Annotated in this window: 13 protein-coding genes; 4 read left to right on the plus strand and 9 right to left on the minus strand. The window is 48.1% G+C overall.

Annotated features, from left to right (window positions below; translation table 11 throughout):
• Positions 1-149: 149 nt before the first annotated feature.
• The 3 genes from OQJ86_RS21005 to blaCARB all read right to left on the minus strand — a co-directional run bounded on the left by OQJ86_RS21005 (position 150) and on the right by blaCARB (position 2,697).
• Positions 150-1,199: an alcohol dehydrogenase family protein gene (locus tag OQJ86_RS21005; protein ID WP_061035560.1), complete on the minus strand. Its 1,050-nt coding sequence runs from the start codon at positions 1,197-1,199 to the stop codon at positions 150-152.
• 2 nt (positions 1,200-1,201) lie between these two features.
• Entirely contained in the window at positions 1,202-1,717 is a 516-nt protein-coding gene (locus tag OQJ86_RS21010; protein WP_042602550.1) for a TetR/AcrR family transcriptional regulator, read from the minus strand.
• Between the two features lie 128 nt (positions 1,718-1,845).
• Positions 1,846-2,697 carry a CARB/PSE/RTG family carbenicillin-hydrolyzing class A beta-lactamase gene (blaCARB, locus tag OQJ86_RS21015; protein WP_038865209.1) on the minus strand — a complete coding sequence of 284 codons (852 nt, stop codon included), beginning with the start codon at positions 2,695-2,697 and terminating at the stop codon, positions 1,846-1,848.
• A gap of 212 nt (positions 2,698-2,909) precedes the next feature.
• Here blaCARB and OQJ86_RS21020 point away from each other — a divergent pair, with 212 nt between their 5' ends.
• Together OQJ86_RS21020 and OQJ86_RS21025 are read left to right on the plus strand one after the other, a co-directional pair.
• The gene (locus tag OQJ86_RS21020; RefSeq protein WP_265989994.1) at positions 2,910-4,241 is read left to right on the plus strand and encodes a ferric reductase-like transmembrane domain-containing protein; all 1,332 of its coding nucleotides are present in this window, start codon (positions 2,910-2,912) and stop codon (positions 4,239-4,241) included.
• A gap of 110 nt (positions 4,242-4,351) precedes the next feature.
• A complete protein-coding gene (locus tag OQJ86_RS21025; RefSeq protein WP_042602548.1) occupies positions 4,352-4,882 on the plus strand; it encodes a hypothetical protein in 531 nt (176 codons plus the stop codon).
• Positions 4,883-5,000: 118 nt separating this feature from the next.
• Here OQJ86_RS21025 and OQJ86_RS21030 read toward each other — a convergent pair whose 3' ends face one another.
• Positions 5,001-5,909 (minus strand): LysR substrate-binding domain-containing protein, encoded by a 909-nt coding sequence (locus OQJ86_RS21030; RefSeq protein WP_038865215.1) that lies wholly within the window; start codon positions 5,907-5,909, stop codon positions 5,001-5,003.
• A gap of 150 nt (positions 5,910-6,059) precedes the next feature.
• Here OQJ86_RS21030 and OQJ86_RS21035 point away from each other — a divergent pair, with 150 nt between their 5' ends.
• Positions 6,060-6,587, plus strand: a complete 528-nt coding sequence (locus OQJ86_RS21035) for an autotransporter domain-containing protein (RefSeq protein ID WP_265989997.1) — start codon at positions 6,060-6,062, stop codon at positions 6,585-6,587.
• 81 nt (positions 6,588-6,668) lie between these two features.
• Here the strand turns inward: OQJ86_RS21035 and copI are convergent, their stop codons facing one another.
• The 5 genes from copI to OQJ86_RS21060 form a co-directional block, all read right to left on the minus strand.
• Positions 6,669-7,190: a copper-resistant cuproprotein CopI gene (copI, locus tag OQJ86_RS21040; protein WP_265989999.1), complete on the minus strand. Its 522-nt coding sequence runs from the start codon at positions 7,188-7,190 to the stop codon at positions 6,669-6,671.
• A gap of 76 nt (positions 7,191-7,266) precedes the next feature.
• Positions 7,267-10,446 (minus strand): efflux RND transporter permease subunit, encoded by a 3,180-nt coding sequence (locus OQJ86_RS21045; protein WP_265990001.1) that lies wholly within the window; start codon positions 10,444-10,446, stop codon positions 7,267-7,269.
• Positions 10,447-10,448: 2 nt separating this feature from the next.
• Positions 10,449-12,167: an efflux RND transporter periplasmic adaptor subunit gene (locus OQJ86_RS21050; RefSeq protein ID WP_265990003.1), complete on the minus strand. Its 1,719-nt coding sequence runs from the start codon at positions 12,165-12,167 to the stop codon at positions 10,449-10,451.
• 164 nt (positions 12,168-12,331) lie between these two features.
• On the minus strand, positions 12,332-13,723 hold the full coding sequence (locus OQJ86_RS21055) for a TolC family protein (protein WP_265990005.1): 1,392 nt from the start codon (positions 13,721-13,723) through the stop codon (positions 12,332-12,334).
• Between the two features lie 135 nt (positions 13,724-13,858).
• A complete protein-coding gene (locus OQJ86_RS21060; RefSeq protein ID WP_265990007.1) occupies positions 13,859-14,281 on the minus strand; it encodes a hypothetical protein in 423 nt (140 codons plus the stop codon).
• Between the two features lie 315 nt (positions 14,282-14,596).
• On the opposite strand from OQJ86_RS21060, the gene fdhF reads away from it, so the two are divergent.
• On the plus strand, positions 14,597-18,835 hold the full coding sequence (gene fdhF, locus OQJ86_RS21065) for a formate dehydrogenase subunit alpha (protein WP_265990009.1): 4,239 nt from the start codon (positions 14,597-14,599) through the stop codon (positions 18,833-18,835).
• Positions 18,836-18,896 lie beyond the last annotated feature (61 nt).

Consider the following 18,896-nt stretch of genomic DNA (forward strand, 5'->3'; position numbering starts at 1 on the left):
CATATGGTTCACCTCGTTCTGAGAGCCTACTCTAAGCGTAGGGCTTGAGAGTGAGGCGGACCATATAATTAGCCCCTCTGCGATGAACTTGCAGAGGGGCTTTTAATACGTTCTATAAAGGTCAACAGACCTTAATGTAGAGATAGGTATTACTTCACGGTAAGAACCATCTTGCCTACGTGTCCCTTCTCTTGGAATGCCGCTTGCGCTTGGTTGATGTCTTCCAGTGGGAATGTCTGTGCGACTAATGGTTTGATATTGCCTTGTTCAATATGATGAACCAAGTTTCCAAACACTTCAGGCTCAAGGACGGTACAACCAAAGAAGCTGAGATCTTTGAGATACAGAGTGCGAACGTCTAGCTCAACCATCGCACCGCCAATGGCACCTGATACCGCGTAACGACCTTTCGGGCGCAAGACTTCAAGAAACTGTGGCCACTGGTCGCCAGCAACCAAATCAATCACCACATCGACGCTGTTATTGCCAAGCGCTTCAACAAGATTTGCATTACGTGGCACGACTTCACCTGCGCCCAGTTCCAGCACTTGTTCATTTTTGCTTGGGCTTGTGATGGCAATAACAGTAGCACCGCGCGCTTTGGCGAGTTGAATCGCCGCAGAGCCCACACCGCCGGAAGCACCAGAAATCAGGACTCGATCTCCTTTGGCAACACGAGAGCGAGTGAGCATGTTTTCTGCCGTTGAATACGAACATGGGAAAGACGCAAGTTCAACGTCAGTCAAATCCGTCTTTAGCTGGTAGGCGTGCTTAGCTGAGATCACGGTGTATTCTGCAAAACCACCGTCGCATTCTGAGCCAAAGTACCAAGGTGGATTAATGGTTTCGCCATTTACATCGCTTAAGCAAGGCTCAATCAGAACGCGTTCACCGATGCGACGTTCATCTACCATACCGCCAACGGCAACAATCTCGCCACAGACGTCAGCGCCTTGAATGCGTGGGAGAACCAATGCATTGCCGCTCCAACTTGCATCCTCGCTATCGCTGTCGCCTTTTGAATACCAGCCGATACGCGTATTGATATCGGTATTGTTCACGCCTGCTGCGGATACACGAATCAGCACTTCATTCTCTTTTGGTGTTGGGACAGGAATATCTTGGCGGTATTCCAACATTTCTGGTCCGCCGTGACCGGTCAATAGAACACCTTTCATTGTGGTTGGTAGCGTTGTCATGATTAATCTTCCTTTAGCAATCTTAAAACAGCTTGTTGCGCAGAGTTCAGAGCCTCGTTACCCAGTACTGGCCAAGCGCTGGACACGCCTTCGTGCAATAAGAACAGCTGCGTGGCGAGGTCTTGGCGAAGGCTCTGTTTACCCAAAAATTGTCGAACGTCTTCTTTGTGCGCTTTCACGGTTTGGTTGATGACGTCGTGCTCGGGAAATGCCGCAATCGCGTTCATCGACATGCAACCATGCGGTGCGTAGTCTTCCATCCATTGTTTGAGCTTGTTGAATACGTGTTGAGTCGCTTCTAGCCCGGCTTGTGGCGAGTTATCCAGCAGGAAGTTTAAGTAGCGCTGGTGGCGGTGTTCTAACGCGGCCACGATCATGTCTTCCTTAGATGGGTAATGCTTGTACAAGGTGCGTAGGCTAACGCCACAGGCAGTCTTGAGCTGTGCCACACTAGGCTCGGCAAATCCAAGCTCGCTAAAAGCTTGCTCTAAACTGGCAGCGATCTGTTCTTTCAACATAGCGTCTTCTCATGAGTAGAATGATTGTTCTACTTTTGGGGTAGAGCGATCGTTCTACTTGTGTCAATGTAAATCGAGAAATAAAAAAACGGAGCGCAAAGGCTCCGTTTAAAATCATTGAGTTAGATCTAATAAGTTTGGTATTGGTCGACAATCAATTGACTGATCTGAGCAATCACTTGGTTTCTTGCTTGCAATGACAAGTCTGTCTCTGTGATATAGATGCTGACATAAATCGGCTTATGATTCTCTTTCCAAATCATCGCTGTCACGCCCCTAGAGCCAAAACCGCCAGCGCCAGAGCGGTCGGCAATCGACCAACCTTTCGGTAGGACTGAACGAATAAGTGGATCCGAAACCTTATTATCCTGCATCCAAATTTTAAGTTGGATGCGAGATTCGTAAGATAGCGCATCGCCTTCTAGCAGAGTGTGCAGAGTGTTTACCATGGCGTTAGGTGTTGTGGTGTCTTGCTTATCGCCTGGTTTGGCTTCATTCAGTCTTGGCTCAAAACGGTCCAACCTCGTCGCTTTGTCGCCAAGAGAGCGTAAAAAGAGCGTGACCCCTCGTGGACCACCAATGCTGCGTAATACGATATTTGCTGCGGTGTTGTCACTCATGAGCATCGCTGCTTCACACGCGTGTTCGATGCGGGTGGTTTGACCTGCCATACGATCCATGACAGGTGACCATACCACCATGTTACGTTCTTCGACTTTCGCAGTGGCGTTTTTATCTAGCTTTCCGGTGTCCATTTGATTCAGCATTGTGGCACAGGCAAGAGTTTTGAAGGTACTCATCATCGGGAAGCGTTCATCGCCTCGGTAATCCCAATGCTCGTTACTTTGTGTATCCCAAATCGCCACACCGATTCGACCCGCGATGTGTTGTTCGATGGCAGAGATGTCTTCGTTCAGTTTGGCGGCGTATGTTGCACTCGAACAGACTAACAATCCGAGTAGCAGAAATAGCTTTTTCATTATTGATTTTCTTAGTGTTATTTATTCCAGTTCGCATCTTGGCGAATTTAGCCGGAACTATAACGAGTGAATACTCTAATGACTGTTAGATTATTGTCTTTTTTCTGTAGGAATCCTTGCATATGTCGAGCTTTACCCGCTTTTACTCTTATTGACGTTGCTTTACATGTGAAGCGCTAAAGTAAAGTTGTCGATTAACCGAGTAACCAATCATGAAAACATTCCGCAATCTCATCTGGGCAATGATCGCCGCGATGTCCGTATTATGGTTTGCGATGGAACCGCAGCTTTTCTCTTCTACCAATGTCTTTGAATGGCGATCTGCCATGATCCAATATTCAGGCATTCTGTCTTTGATGCTGATGTCGATCGCCATGGTGTTGGCAATGCGTCTTCCTGTGGTTGAAAACTGGCTGCACGGCATGGACAAAGCGTATCGAGTGCATAAATGGCTCGGCATTGGTGGCGTTGCATTAGGTCTTGCGCACTGGCTTTGGTATCAAGTGCCGAAATGGTTAGTCATGTCTGGTGTATTAGCAAGACCAGAGAAACACACAGGTACAGGGCCGGAGGGTAACCTCTCTGGAATCGAAGCTTGGGTTCATGGTCTGCGCGACCTTGCTCAAGGCATGGGTGAGTGGGGCTTTTACATGCTGTTGGTTTTGCTGGTGATTTCTCTATGGGGCGCAGTGAAATACAAACCCTTTAAACTATCGCACCGCTTTATGTCGGTGGCGTATCTACTGATTGCGATTCACTCCGTACTGCTGCTCAAACGCGCGTATTGGGGCGAGCCTATTTACTATCTTACTGTTGGTTTTGCAGTCGTCGGTTCGGTTGCCGCACTTTACAGTTTGTTTGGCTTTGTTGGTCGCCGTAATAAACATTCTGCGGTTGTGGCGTCGACACGTTATTTCCCTCTAGCTGAAGTGATGGAATTGGTCGTGAAACCAAATGGGGCTTGGCAAGGGCACAAAGCGGGGCAATTTGCTTACTTACGTTTTGGTGATGAAGATGCGCATCCGTTCACCATCGTCTCTGGCAGTGAAAGTGATGAATTACGTTTCCTAATCAAAGAGCTAGGCGATTTTACTACCGGCTTGTATGAGCGCGTAAAAGCGGACGATGCTGTAATGGTAGAAGGGCCCTACGGACGTTTAGAATTTGATTTAGAGAAACCTCAAATCTGGATTGCTGGTGGGGTAGGGATTGCTTCTTTCTTTGCTGCTTTGGAAGCATTGAAAGTGCAAGCGCAAACTAGCGACGTTCATTTGTTTTACTGCAGTCGCGGTATCGACGGTCAGTTGGTCGATGAACTGTGGCACTTAGCGCACCAAGCAAGCGTCAAACTGCACGTGATAGATACCATGAAATCGCCACGTTTGAATGCTGAGCGTATTGCGGCTCAGTGTGGTGATTTGAACCAGTATGAAATGTATTTCTGTGGACCAGAAGCTTTCTCAAAAACACTGAAAAAAGAGCTAGATGCGTATCAATTTAATATTGAGCAGAGTTATCACGAAGAGCTATTTATTATGCGCTAAGTGTCAAGATTGTTAGTCATGAGTTAGCTCAGCGGTGAGCTTTTTAAGCCTCAATTTCGATATTCAGAAATGGGTAGGGTAATAAGCAAATCCAAACCGAGAGAGTAAAGATGACTATCACATCAAAACGCATTCTAGCGCTGACAACATTGGCAACAGTGACCGCTTCTAGCCACGCATTGGCAGAAGGCCGCAACAACTCAATTGAAGCGGGTGCGACCTTCGTTGGCGACCACGAAATGTATACCTTGGGTTACAGCCGCGATGTGGGTAACAACATTGTCACCGGCGGTGGTATTTTTGTTGGTTCTGACGCAATTGATATGCCCGTAAAGAACGATCAAGACGCTTGGGGCATGTACGCGAACATTGGCTACCGCTTTGAAATTGCTGAGTTCGATATCATTCCTAAGCTTGGTATCAACTACTTTAATGCGGACGTTGATATCAATAGCGGCACCCACTCAGGCCAGAGCATGAACATCGATAGTGTTTACGCTTCTGTTGGCGGTACGGTTAACTGGCGTATGGTTGGCCTAACGGTTGATTACGGTAAGATCAACGACTCAGCGGTTAACCCGATCAATGGTAAAGAATTTGAAGAAGATGTGGTTCGCGCTACGTTGAGCTTCAACTTCTAACGTTTTTCATCGACCTTTATATTTTTGTCGTTTTATTTTTACTGCACACACTGCTTGTTTGCCGCCTATACCGGGCGGCTTTTTTGTATGTCCAGTATGCCAGTAATGACCATTGAAGTTACAAATCGTTGAGAATATCGGATAGGTGCTTTTCTAATTTCACTATCGTTGGGTGTTGATAATAGCCACGGTGAAATTGCAAACCAATATCGAAATACATCTGTTGATTGTTTTGAATCAACGGAATCTTTTTGATGTTTTGTGGTAACACTGAGTCAGGCAAAGTAAAGCAAATCATCACGTAATCGGTTTTTGTTAGCCAGTCCAACGCTGCATGAACAGAGGGGACGGTGAGGCGTTTGGTTAGCGCGAAACCCAACTGACGTTTCACTCTCTCATAGTAAATTGCGTCATCGAGCGCGCCCATGGATACTCGTACTAACTTTTCACTTTGTAAGCGCAGAATATCAATTTGTTCTGCTTGCCAGAGTGGATTGCTCTTTGAGGTATAGAGATACAGGCCAAGTTCGCCAATTTTTCTTTCTACCACACGCTCATTCATCACCGAAGGGTAACCTGAAATCCCAACTGCAAGTGACCCTGCTTTGGGAAACTCAATGCCGTCTAAATTCCAGTCAACCATAGAAAAATCGTCAACATTTTCATGTTGCTCAAGCAACTCTAGTAAAGGAGTGGTTAGAAGAGCACTAAGAGGATTAGGGACGAAGAAACGAAATTGCGTTGGTTGAGAGGCGGCTTCAAGTACATTGATTTGAGTCTGCGCTGACTCTAGCTGTTCAAGCGGTTCTTCAATAAGACTCATCAGTTGGCTGCAAAACAACGTAGGTTGGTAAAGCCCCTTATTGGCGATAAACAACTCATTTCCAAACAACACTCGGCAATCGGCTAATTGGCGATTAAATGTTGCTCGACTGATATCGAGTGTATGACACACTTTAGGCATCGATTTTTGTTCAAAGATCAAATGCAAAAAGCGGTATAGATTGAGGTCGATAGAGTGTTTCACAAGAGCCCTTTAAATAAAAAACACATCGATTAATACGACATTGTGTGTTGATTTAAGGTTCAAATTTGAGTCTCTTAACCGTCAAAAATGCGCACGTAATCCACGTATTCTGAGAGTGGTAAATCGACGTATTCATAGCTCGGAGGTGTGATGCTTAAAGATCTGGTTGGCTTATTCATTTTGGTGCTTTTGCTAAGTGCTCCAGTATTTGCAGAAGAGAGAGAACCCTTTATCGCGGGTGGCGTGACGTTTTTGGATAAGCATGAGGTCTTGAGTGTAGAGATGGGCGCAGAAGTGTTACCCAATATCAATTGGTCACTTGGCTTCAACGCACCGATAGACAGTGGTGAGCAAGAGCACTTCGGGACGCATTGGGCAGAGAAGCAAGTTTGGGGATTACATACTGCGTTGGGCTACGAAATTCGCGTAAACGATGTGTTGGCGATAACGCCGCGTATCGGTTTGAATTACAACAATGTCGAAATTGAGTATTTCGAAGAAGAGACGGGTGAGTATATCGACACAGACAGCCAAAACAATTTTGAACCAACCTTAGGTGTCAAAGTCGATATTGCCAGCGTTGGACTTATTGTTGAAGGCTACAAAATTGACGAGGACATCAGCTTGTCGGAGGAAGATGAGATGGCGGTTCGAGTCATGGCAGCCTATAACTTCTGAGCCGATGCTAATACATAAGTATGGATTCAGAGAGAAAAAAGGAGCTGAAATGTCAGCTCCTTTTTGGTGTGCAAGTACGATTTACAGCGTAATGTTCTTCGTCATGCCTGCTTCTGCATGGCCCGGAATGTTGCACGCGAACTCAACGTTGTTGTCACCGTGGAAATGCCATAACAACTGCTTCGCTTTACCCGGCTCTACTGTCACAGAGTTACCCGAATCGTGCATGTGATAGCCAGTCATTGTCTTCATCATTTCGCGGTGCTCTAGCTGTTCTTTTGCCGAACCTATCGTAAACTCGTGATTGATCTTACCTGTGTTCATCACCACAAATTGCACCACATCGTTTGGCTCAATCTTGACGTCTTTCTTGAACTTGATGGTCATGTCATCACCCAAGATTACGTGTACCACCTTGTCTGGCTTTGCCCCTTTCGCTGACATACCTACTGCCGACATGCCCGGCATATCCATCATGTTTGAATGGTCCATTTTACTGTGGTCCATCTTCATGCTGCCGTGGTCCATGTTTGAATGATCCATTTGGGCAAACGCAGTCGTTGTTGTTAGGGCTAGAGCAAGAGTGATTAGTGTCTTTTTCATTTTTATATCCTTGTTTTAATTCATTAATAACTTGGTTGCTTCCCCTCAAACGGCATGTTTGAGAGGAAGGTAGGGATTAAGCGTTGTTGTTTACATCACTAGCTTGAGTGCTAGCTTGGTGATTAGTCGCATTGCTTGGGCGCAACTCACGTTGTTTCCACAGCTTGAAGATGGCTGGAAGCACTAACAGCGTCAGCAGCAGTGCTGATGCCATACCGCCAATCATTGGTGCAGCGATACGTTGCATCACTTCTGATCCTGTCCCTTCGCCGTACATGATCGGAATCAGACCAATAATGACCGTCAGTACCGTCATCATTACTGGGCGGACACGCAGGCCTGCACCTTCACGAATGGCATCGGTTAGGTCTTTCGCCTCAAGCTTCTGTTGGCTCTCTTCCGCATCCAGCTTTTTGTAGTGCCATGCTTGGTTGAGGTAGACGAGCATGATGACCCCAATTTCAACCGCGACGCCTGCTAGGGCAATAAAGCCGACCCCAACGGCAATCGAGAAGTTGTAGTTGAGGATATGCATGAGCCACAAACCACCAACCATAGCGAGCGGTAGGGTAAGCATGATGATCATCACTTCGCCGACACGACGGAAGCTGAAGTAAAGCAGCAACATAATGATGGCGATGGTGATTGGCACCACGACACTCAAGCGATCTTTCGCACGTTCCATGTATTCGTATTGACCAGACCAAGCCAGTGAGTAACCCGCAGGAAGTTCTAGTTGATCGGCCACGACTTGTTGTGCTTCTACGACGTAAGAACCAAGGTCACGACCATCGATATCGACAAATACCCAGCCGTTTGGACGCGCGTTTTCCGTTTTAATCATTGGAGGGCCGTCTTCGTAACGAATGTCCGCTACGTCAGCCAGCGCAATACGAGCGCCATTGGGTGTCACTAACGGTAGGTTTTGCAGTTTTACCACTGAGTCGCGGTAGTCTTGTGGGTAACGAACGTTGATTGGGTAACGCTCCAAGCCTTCGATGGTTTCACCCACATTCATGCCACCCACCGCAGTGGAGATCACCTGCTGAACGTCTTTGATGCTCAAGCCATAACGCGCTGCGGCACGACGTTTAATGTCGATCGTGATATAACGACCACCTGCTACACGTTCTGCGTAAACCGATGCTGTACCTTGTACGCCATTAAGAATTGGCTCCAGCTGAGAACCGATCTTCTCAATCACTTTTAGATCGGGCCCGGCGATCTTAATGCCGATTGGGGTTTTGATGCCCGTTGCTAGCATGTCGATACGCGTTTTGATAGGCATTACCCAAGCGTTAGTAAGACCAGGGAACTGAACCAGCTTGTCGAACTCTTTGCGCAGTGACTCGGTTGTTACCCCTTCACGCCATTGATCGCGTGGCTTCAACTGAATCACGGTTTCAATCATGGTGAGTGGCGCTGGATCGGTTGCGGTCTCAGCTCGGCCAATTTTGCCCCATACGGTTTTCACTTCTGGAACGGTTTTGATCAGCTTGTTGGTTTGTTGTAGAAGCTCACGCGCCTTACCAATTGAGATACCCGGATAGGTCGTTGGCATGTACATCAAGTCGCCTTCATCCAGCGGCGGGATGAACTCGCTACCCAGTTTACTGGTTGGGTAGTAAGCCGATGCCATCAGACCTAATGCGATAACAATCATGGTCTTAGGGTATTTTAAGCTGGTGTTCAGCAACGGACGGTACAACGCGACCAAGCCACGGTTAACTGGGTTTTTGTGTTCTGGTAACACCTTACCGCGGATGAAGTAGCCCATAAGAACGGGGACGAGTGTGATTGCCAAACCTGCTGCCGCTGCCATGGCGTATGTCTTAGTGAAGGCAAGTGGCGAGAACATCTTGCCTTCTTGGCCTTCTAAGGCGAACACCGGTACGAAGCTAAGAGTGATGATCAGCAATGAGAAGAACAGCGGTGCGCCGACCTCTTCTGCGGCTTTACCTATTACTTGCCAGCGGTTTTTGTCGGTCAGTGGCGTTCGTTCAATGTGCTTGTGAACGTTTTCAATCATCACGATTGCACCATCCACCATGGCACCGATGGCAATCGCAATACCACCTAAGGACATGATGTTGGCGTTGATGCCTTGCCAATGCATTACGATAAACGCGGTGAGAATGCCAACCGGTAGACTCAGAGCGATAACCAATGAAGAACGAATGTGGAACAAGAACAGCGCACACACAATCGCAACGACGATGAACTCTTCTGCAAGCTTCTTCCAGAGGTTTTCTACCGCTGAATCGATAAGGGTAGAGCGGTCGTAGGTTGCAACAATTTCCACGCCTTCTGGCAGGCTGCGTTGTAGGTCTGCGAGTTTGTCTTTGACTTTCGCAATCACTTCACTGGCGTTCTCACCAAAGCGCATCACGATTACGCCACCGACCGCTTCACCTTCGCCATTCAGCTCTGAGATACCACGACGCATTTGTGGACCAAGGTTAATGTCTGCGATGTCTCCTAATAGCAACGGTGTGCCTTTCTCAGTGACTTTGAGAGGCAGTGATTTAATGTCTTCAATGCTGGTTAGGTAACCCGTGGTACGAACCATGTGTTCGGCTTCCGCAACTTCGATAACGGACGCGCCGGTTTCTTGGTTACCGTTTTGGATTGCCATGTTCACTTGTTGCAGAGTGAGGTTGTAAGCACGCAGCTTGGCAGGGTCAATCTGCACTTGATACTGCTTCACCATACCGCCCACGGTAGCGACTTCAGAAACGCCATCAACGGTTTGCAATTCGTACTTCAAGAACCAGTCTTGCAGGCTGCGAAGATCCGCTAAATCATGCTTGCCGGTTTTGTCTTGTAATACGTAGCTGTAAACCCAGCCCACGCCCGTTGCATCAGGACCTAGGGTTGGTTTTGCGTTCGGTGGCAACTTTGGTGCTACTTGGCTTAAGTACTCCAACACGCGTGAACGTGCCCAGTACATGTCGGTATCATCGTTGAAAATGATATAAACGTAAGAGTCACCAAAGAAAGAGTAGCCACGAACCGTCTCAGCACCCGGCACGGCAAGCATGGCGGTGGTGAGTGGGTAAGTAACTTGATCCTCGACGACTTGAGGAGCCTGACCCGGATAGCTTGTCTTGATGATCACTTGCACATCAGAAAGATCCGGAATGGCATCAACAGGCGTATTCTTTACACTGTAAAGTCCGCCTAATACAAGGGCTAAGGTCGCGACCAACACTAGGAATCGGTTGCTCAGTGACCAACGAATAATAGCATTGATCATAATTAACCCTCGACGGTTGTTGTTGCAGGAACTAGCTGTTTAAGAACGTAGTCAGATCCTTGTTTTTCAACTAGAAACCGAACTTTCTGTCCTTCTTCAAAACCCGATAGATCAACGTCTTCACCCACAGAGAAGTTCATCTCGCCAGCATCCCAGTTCCATTCTGCAACCGGTAGGTGGTTTAAGGTGATCATGCCAAAATCAGCCATCAGCATGCTAATGTCACCAGTTAGCCAAACTTCTGCTGCAATGACGCTGTTGTCTGCCTTATAGTCAACGATTTGGTACTGACCGGACTCCGTCTTTTGCATTTCAAATTCGATAGCCTGACCTTTTTTCAAGTCACCCATTTCAACGCCATCTGTGAAAGTGAAGTTCATTACCATGCCCGGCCAATCCCATTCTGGTACAGGTTGGTGGTTGATGGTCAGCATGCGGTGATCTTTCATCACATCCGTGATCTCACCTTTGGCCCATGCCGTTTCTGCCGCTACTTCTACACCATTGATGCGAGACAGATCTGCCGACTGGCTTGATTCAGAGTCGAGCATGAAGTGAGATGAAGTAACGATCTTATCGCCCTGTTTAAGTCCTTGTAATACTTCGATTTGTTCGCCAGCTTCGCGGCCAACTTCAATTCGAGCAGAACGGTATTTGCCATCACCTTCCGCCAGAACAACGCGAGTCATACCGCCAGAGCGAATAACAGATGATTTAGGAATCGTTAATACTGCGTCGTCAGTAACAGGCTGCAAGGCAATATTGGCGAACATGTTTGGCTTCAATGCGCCATCTGGGTTAGGGAATTTAAGGCGCACACGCAACGTACGTGTTTTCGGATCAAGGATTGGGTACACGTAATCCACGACACCTTGCCATTCATTGCCCGGAATCGCGTCAAGGGTCATCGTGGCTTGAGAACCCGCTTTCATCCAGTGTGCTTGACGCTCAAAGACTTCCGCATCAACCCAAACATTGTCCAAAGGACCGGCACTGATCACCGCTTGAGCAGGGGACAAATAGCCACCTTCTCGCACGTTTAAGCTCGCGATAACGCCATCAGCAGGTGCTTTGATTTCAATGGTTTGTGATGCTTTACCACTACGAGTAATGGATTTGATTTGAGCACGGTCAACCCCAAGCGTTACCAAGCGTTCGGTCGCGCCTTTTACAAGACCTTTGCGGCCAGTGCGGTACGCATTCAGCAATTCTTCTTGTGCTTTAACCAGTTCTGGAGAGTAGAGCGTGAACAGCACATCGCCTTTTTTCACTTTCTCACCCACGGCATTGATGTAGAGTTTTTCTACCCAACCCGCCACACGAACGTTGGTTTGCCATAACAGACTTTCATCAAAGGCAATATAACCAACCGTTTCGATGCGTGGTGACAACTGCTGCAATGTCGCGTTTGCGGTTTTAACCCCGAGGTTGTTCTCTACTGAAGGGTCAATAGTCACTGTACCCGGTGCGTCTTGTTCACCGGATAGGTCTTCTGCGTAAACCGGAATCAAATCCATGCCCATTGGGGACTTACCCGGCTTGTCGCGTTTGTAGTTCGGATCCATTGGGGCAACCCAGTAAAGCGGATCATTAGAGCTTACAGCAGACTCGCCACCCATCGCACTCATGTCATGAGTTGAGCCCGTAAGAAAATGATTAGCACCAAACCCTAAAGCACCACCAACAATCAGCGCGATGGTTGCAATCTTAAATGTTTTCATTGTTTTACCTTATTTTCCCCTTCACATTTGACGCTACAGCGTTGTTGCCTGCTCTCGTTCACCCAAATCACATAGAGGATCCCTTAGTTTGTTAGGGAAAGTGCTCATGGGATTCTCTCGTTTGCCGCCTAGCTGTAGCCCCAACTGTCTTGGGGAATCACAAATTAATATGTCGAAATAGAGCGAGCTTCCGGTGAAGCCACTTGGTAGTCGAAACCACCGAGTAGGGTGGCTAAATTGCTGTTTGCGATGTTGAGATCGGTCAGCAGACGTTGTTGCTCTAATTGCAGAGCCAACTCGTCTGTGGTGGCAGAAATTACATCGTTAAACTGCGCTGTGTTGTTTTGATAACCCCGCTCAACGGCTTGAATGCGCGCTTTCGCTTGAGGCAATAAGGTGGATTGATAACGTTCTAAACGCTGGGTTAAGTTGCCGCGATCAACCAGCAAAGTGTTCACCTTGGCATTCATCTGCGTTAGTAAGGTGTCCTTTTGTGATTGTGCCGCGCCAACTTGGTATTGAGCGGCAGCAAGATTGCGATCTTGGCGGTCACCTGTGAACAGCGGAATGTCCATGGTGAGGTAAGCGCTAACCAAATCAGAGGCGGGCTCACCCATCATGTTGTCGGCTTGGCGGTAGGCGTACATTACTTCGACGCCAAATTGTGGGTTGTAGGCTTGCTCAGCAATTTCCACCTGCGTTTTATTGGCAGAAATGCTGACGTCGGCCATCTTAACCATCGGGTGTTGGCTGAGTTGCTGATAATGCTTGGTGGAACCCTGACTCGCAGCAAGTTTGCTGTTCAGTGTCTCCCAGTTCAATTGATTGCTCGCGTGCAGAGCCTGTTCGTTTGCCAACCAATCTGATCCCAACCATTCGGAGAGTTGAGAGATAAGACGACGTTGCATTTGTGCGTTGGCTTGCAGTTTCTCATCCAACTTGCTGACTTGTAATTGAGCGTTGAGTAGGTCTTGCGCTTCGCTCTTACCAATCGAATAGTTGGTTTGAATAAAGCTTTCCATCTCCTTCATCAACTTGCGATTCTCAAGCATGATTTGTTCAGCGCGTTGCTGGTAACCAAGCTCTAACCAAAGTTGAGTCATGCTGTTGGCTACCTCAAGCTCACGAGCATGCACTTGAAGCCCAAGGCCGTCGGCTTTTTGATTGGCTTTCTTCTGCTGTAAATCAAGCGTCGAGCCACGCTCAAATTGTTGCATTAAACCAACGGAGATGTTGGTCATTGGGTCTTCATCGAATTTGAAACTGTCGACAGGTAAGCCACCAAAACCGACTTTCAGTTTTGGGTCCATTAAGGTCGCACTCGCGACGCCCGTTTCACGCATGGCAGCAGATTGCGCTGAATATTGCTTACGATTGCCATCATTACTCAAAGCGACTTTGATCAGTTGGGCAAGCTTGGTCGTTGAAGCTCGCTCACTTGATGCGGAATTTTGCGCTGCGTGCGTTTCTTTACCTGCGGCGTTAACCAAGGTTGGCGCAGCGACCAGAGCCACCATAAAAATAGGTGCAGCTAAGCGGTATGGTTTGATATCCATAATCTAAATCCAGTGTTCGCCGGATCGATGGAGGTGCGGATTTTATTGCGGGAACAGTAAAGCCTTGTTACCTCCTCGTTCAGGCGCATTAAAACAACCTGCGATACACGCGCAGGGTCGAATGCTAGGACGGATTTAGGCTATAGGAGGTCGGTACAGGTCGCGGCTGACGTGTACGACTGGGGAAGCAACTTCAGGAGTAATGGTTGCGCGATAGACGACGGGCATTGGGCTATTGTTAGGATTCGGTAGGGGGACGAAAACTATCGTACACGCGGCAGTACAGCAGGTATGAACCATGCCGGAGCCTCCACCACAGTTCATGCTGGTTTCTCTTGCATCGCCATCTTCGGACATAGAAGCGTCAGTTATGGAGACGTCCATCATGCCAGGCATACCGCAGTGTTCGCTGTCACTCATCATAGAAGGATGGTGAGCCATGCCAGTAGACATCATTTGAATATTCATCAACGGCTCACTGTTCGCCACACTAGATACCAATAGTACTAGCGTCGTGAAGAGAGTTAACCAGATTGTATGCAGCGATTTTAAGTGCATACCCTTTCCCATGTGTTTGATGAAAATGATGAAAACCCTTCGATTCTAAAGGTTAACCTAAGGGTAAGGTCAATCATTTATTGCTCTTATTATCAAAATAGTCCACCCCTTCAGTTTTCGCACTTTCGAGGGAGTAAAACGTTTGTTAAACACCGAGTGTTGAAAGTTAGCGAAAAAAGCTCTCGCTTTTTATGACACGTGAAAAATGTGGTTTATAAGTTTTACATCACACTAACTTGTCTTACAAATGATTATCCTTATAGAATGCATGGTTTTACTTGTGCAGATTTGGATTTGCTTTGCTGCGGGGGTTGCATGATAGAAATTGTCATCGATGGAAAATATAGAATTGTAGAAGAGGGTCTAACCCTTTTAGAAGCAGCAAAAGTGTGTGGGGTCGAGATCCCATCGCTGTGCGGAATGAACAAAAGTAATGAAAAAGTACCGTGTGACTTGTGTGTGGTTGAAGTCGAAAGCGGCAGTACTAAGCGTGCGTGTGAACTCGAAGTTTACCGCGGCCTTAATGTGGTCACGCAATCAGAACAATTAAGCGAGCACCGCAGAAAAGCACTCAACCGCATCATGACGGACCATTACGCCGATTGTGAAGCGCCATGTAAAACCGCGTGTCCAGCGGGCGTTGATATCCAATCGTACCTTTATCACATCGCACAGAACGATCATCAAAAAGCGATTGAAGTGATTAAGCGTACGCTTCCAATGCCGCTATCGATTGGTCGTGTGTGCCCTGCATTCTGTGAGAGCGAATGTCGCCGCTCGTTAGTCGATGAGCCTATTGCAATTCGTCAGCTAAAACGTCATGCCGCGGATGCGGATTTGTCTGCGCATGAAGCCTATGTACCAGAAAAGAAACCAAGCAAAGGTTTGAACATTGCCGTCGTCGGCAGTGGTCCTGGTGGTCTAACGGCTGGCTACTACCTATCGAACGAAGGCTATGACGTTACGGTCTTTGAATCCATGCCAAAAGCGGGCGGTTGGTTGCGTTATGGCATCCCAGAATACCGTTTGCCAAAAGACATTCTCGATAAAGAAATCGAACTGATGTGCCGTAATGGCATGCAAGTTCACACTAATCAAAAGCTGGGTGTGGATTTCACGCTTTCTCAATTGAGCGAAGAATACGATGCGGTGTGTTTAGCTGTCGGCGCGTCTCAAGCGGTTGAAATGCATTACACAGGCAGTGACCTTGAAGGTTGCTACTTAGGCGTTGATTACCTTAAAGATTACGTCACTGAGCAAAACTATGTAACGGGTCAGAAAGTCGCGGTGATCGGTGGTGGTAACACGGCAATTGACTGTGCTCGTACTGCGCGTCGTGCTGGTGCAGACACCACGTTGATTTACCGTCGTACCCGTGACGAAATGCCGGCAGAAGACTACGAGATTGTTGAAGCGGAACACGAAGGGGTGAAATTCCACTTCTTGACCAACCCTGCAGAAAACCTTGCCGATGAAACCGGACGCGTGAATGCGATTCGTCTAGAGCGCATGGCGTTGGGTGAGCCGGATGCATCTGGTCGTCGAAGCCCTAAACCAACCGGTGAGTTCTTTACCGAAGAGTTCGACACCGTGATTGCGGCAGTATCGCAAAAGCCAGATCTGAGCTTCCTAGAGGGCGAAGATTTGTCGATTCCGCTTACGCGTTGGAACACCTCCGATGCAGATGAAAAGACCATGCACACAGGCACGGGTAACATCTTCAGTATTGGTGATTTTCGCCGTGGTCCAGCAACGGCAGTTGAAGCCGTGGGTGATGGTCGCGTTGCGGCAAAAGCGATTGACTTGTTTTTGAATGGTGATGTGGCGGATATGCCAAAGGCAGCGTTCAACTCGCGTAAAGAGAAGAAGCTCTCTCAAGTCGATCCGCTTCACTTCGAGAACATCCAGAAAGTCGCTCGATCTATCATGCCTGAGCTGACTCCAGCACAACGCGAGCAAAGCTTCGCTGAAGTGGAGTTGGGTTTTGATAACGAAGAAGCAATGAAAGAAGCAGCGCGCTGTCTAGAATGTGGCTGTCAGGCAAATACCGATTGTTCGCTGCGTGATTACTCCACCGAATATGAGGCTGAGCAAAGCTTTGACTTCTCCTTGCAGATTAAATCGCATCAAGATTGGTTAGATCTTCGTGCGAAAGACTTGCGTCATAAGTACGAAGTTGACCGTAGCTCTGAGTTTATTGAGTTTGATGCCAACCGCTGTATTAGTTGTGGTCAGTGCATCCAAGCGTGTCGCGACAAAGCCGTGCACGGTGTACTGAACTTTGTGTGCGACAAACAAGGTCGCCCGGTATTACGTCCTGACGATCGTCCACACTTTGGAAGTAATAAGAATGGCTTAACCCTAATGGGCGATTCGAACTGCGTGCAATGTGGCGCGTGTGTTCAAGTGTGTCCAACGGGTGCAATGGTCGATAGTCGTGACCGTTCTCAAGGCCGTACTGAAGATCTGAAAGCGGTCGACACCATTTGTACATACTGTGGTGTGGGTTGTAAGTTGACTATGTTCGTGGACGAAACAACCAATACGATTCGTTACGTGAAGGGCGGTGACTCGCCAGTGAACCAAGGAATGCTGTGTGTGAAAGGGCGCTTTGGTTTTGATTTCATTGGCAGTGAAGAGCGTCTTACCACGCCATTGATCCGTAAAGATGGTTGGTTGCAGCCTGCAAGCTGGGAAGAGGCGATTCAACTGATTGCGAACAAGTTCTCTGGCATCAAGCAAGATTTTGGCAGCAACGCATTGGCGGGTTTCTCTTCAGCGAAAACCACTAACGAAGACAACTACGCATTCCAAAAATTTGTCCGTCGTGAGCTGGGCACCAATAACGTCGACCACTGTGCGCGTTTGTGTCACGCATCGAGTGTAACCGGTCTTGAGGCATCACTCGGTAGTGGTGCAATGACCAACGACATTCCGAGCATTAAGCACTCGGATGTGATCTTTATTATTGGTTCGGATACCACATCAGCGCACCCGATTATCGCTTCACATATCAAACAAGCAATTCGTCACCACGGTGCTCGTTTGATTGTGGCTGACCCGAAACGTGTCGATATGGCAGAGCATGCAGAGCTGTATATGGCGCACCGTCCGGGTACGGATGTGATGCTCTTGAACGGCGTCATGCAGCAGATCATCAAGAACGGTTGGTACGATCAAGAGTACATCGAAGAACGTGTCGACGGCTTTGATACCTTACTGCAAGAAGTGATGTCACCAGCTTATAACCTCGATAAAGTGGAGTTGGTTACGGGCGTAAAAGCCGAAGACATTCAAGCAATGGCGCGCATGATCGGTACGGCAGATCGTACGGCTGTTTACTACTCGATGGGTATTACTCAGCACACGACAGGTCATGACAACGTGCGTTCTATCGCTAATCTGCAATTGCTGTGTGGCAACATCGGTATTGAAGGTGGTGGTATCAACCCGCTGCGTGGTCAATCAAACGTGCAAGGCGCGTGTGATATGGGCGCTTTGCCAAACAGCTTCCCGGGCTACCAAAAGGTATACAACCCAATTGTGCGTCAGAAGTTTGCGATTGAATGGAACGCGCCAAATCTGCCTTCTGAGCAAGGTCTAACCCTGACAGAAATCATTGACGCAGCTTGCCATCGTGACGTTCGTGGTATGTACATCATGGGTGAGAACCCAGTGTTGAGTGACCCGAACCAAGCGCATGTGATTGAAGGTTTAGAAGCGCTCGATTTCTTGGTGGTTCAAGACATCTTCCTAACGGAAACTGCGCAATACGCGGATGTAGTTCTGCCTTCTTGCTCGTTTGCAGAGAAAGCGGGTCACTTCACCAATACAGAACGTCGTGTACAGCGTGTGAATCCGGTCGTAACGGCACCGGGTGAAGCGAAAGAAGATTGGTGGATTATTCAAGAAATTGCCAATGCCATGGGCAGTGATTGGGATTACCACTGCGTGTCTGATATCACCAATGAAATCGCACGCGTGACACCTCAATACGCGGGTCTTCGTTGGGATGCGATTACGCCAAACGGTGTGCAATGGCCAAGCAACAAGAACAACCCTGCGGGTACTCGTATCATGCACCAAACCCAGTTTACTCGTGGTAAAGGGCAAATGGTGGGCGTACCGTTCCGTTATGCGGCTGAGCTGCCAGATGAAGAGTACCCACTTGTGTTAACGACGGGTCGCGTACTTGAGCAGTTCCACACTGGCACCATGACGCGTAAGACCAAAGGGTTGGATAACCTTGCTGGCCCACGAGCGATGGTGAGCGTGGAAGACGCAGAAGCGCTTGGCATCAGTAATGGTCAGCGTTTGACCGTGTCTACACGTCGCGGCAGCATTGAGATTGATGCCTTTGTGACTAAGCGTATTCAAAAAGGTGTGGTGTTCATTCCATTCCACTTTGTTGAATCCCCGGTGAACCGTTTAACGACAACGGCGACGGACCCGCATGCGAAGATCCCTGAGTTCAAGGTCGCTGCGGTTAAAGTGGAAGTGAGCGAAAAGACGCTACTTACGGAGCCTGCAACGGAAGCGGTTCATTCCATTTAAGCCAATCTGTTTAGATACAGTTCAGCAGCGCACTGGCGAGTTGGGCGATTACATATAAGCT

This window comes from Vibrio sp. Sgm 5, assembly GCF_026241575.1.
GTDB lineage: Bacteria > Pseudomonadota > Gammaproteobacteria > Enterobacterales > Vibrionaceae > Vibrio > Vibrio jasicida.

Coding starts and splice junctions, on each gene's coding strand:
- copI (WP_265989999.1), bottom strand. CDS start 7,190: ATGAAAAAGACACTAATCACTCTTGCTCTAGCCCTAACAACAACGACT.
- OQJ86_RS21045 (WP_265990001.1), bottom strand. CDS start 10,446: ATGATCAATGCTATTATTCGTTGGTCACTGAGCAACCGATTCCTAGTG.
- OQJ86_RS21005 (WP_061035560.1), bottom strand. CDS start 1,199: ATGACAACGCTACCAACCACAATGAAAGGTGTTCTATTGACCGGTCAC.
- OQJ86_RS21050 (WP_265990003.1), bottom strand. CDS start 12,167: ATGAAAACATTTAAGATTGCAACCATCGCGCTGATTGTTGGTGGTGCT.
- OQJ86_RS21055 (WP_265990005.1), bottom strand. CDS start 13,723: ATGGATATCAAACCATACCGCTTAGCTGCACCTATTTTTATGGTGGCT.
- OQJ86_RS21060 (WP_265990007.1), bottom strand. CDS start 14,281: ATGCACTTAAAATCGCTGCATACAATCTGGTTAACTCTCTTCACGACG.
- OQJ86_RS21035 (WP_265989997.1), top strand. CDS start 6,060: ATGCTTAAAGATCTGGTTGGCTTATTCATTTTGGTGCTTTTGCTAAGT.
- OQJ86_RS21010 (WP_042602550.1), bottom strand. CDS start 1,717: ATGTTGAAAGAACAGATCGCTGCCAGTTTAGAGCAAGCTTTTAGCGAG.
- OQJ86_RS21020 (WP_265989994.1), top strand. CDS start 2,910: ATGAAAACATTCCGCAATCTCATCTGGGCAATGATCGCCGCGATGTCC.
- OQJ86_RS21025 (WP_042602548.1), top strand. CDS start 4,352: ATGACTATCACATCAAAACGCATTCTAGCGCTGACAACATTGGCAACA.
- fdhF (WP_265990009.1), top strand. CDS start 14,597: ATGATAGAAATTGTCATCGATGGAAAATATAGAATTGTAGAAGAGGGT.
- blaCARB (WP_038865209.1), bottom strand. CDS start 2,697: ATGAAAAAGCTATTTCTGCTACTCGGATTGTTAGTCTGTTCGAGTGCA.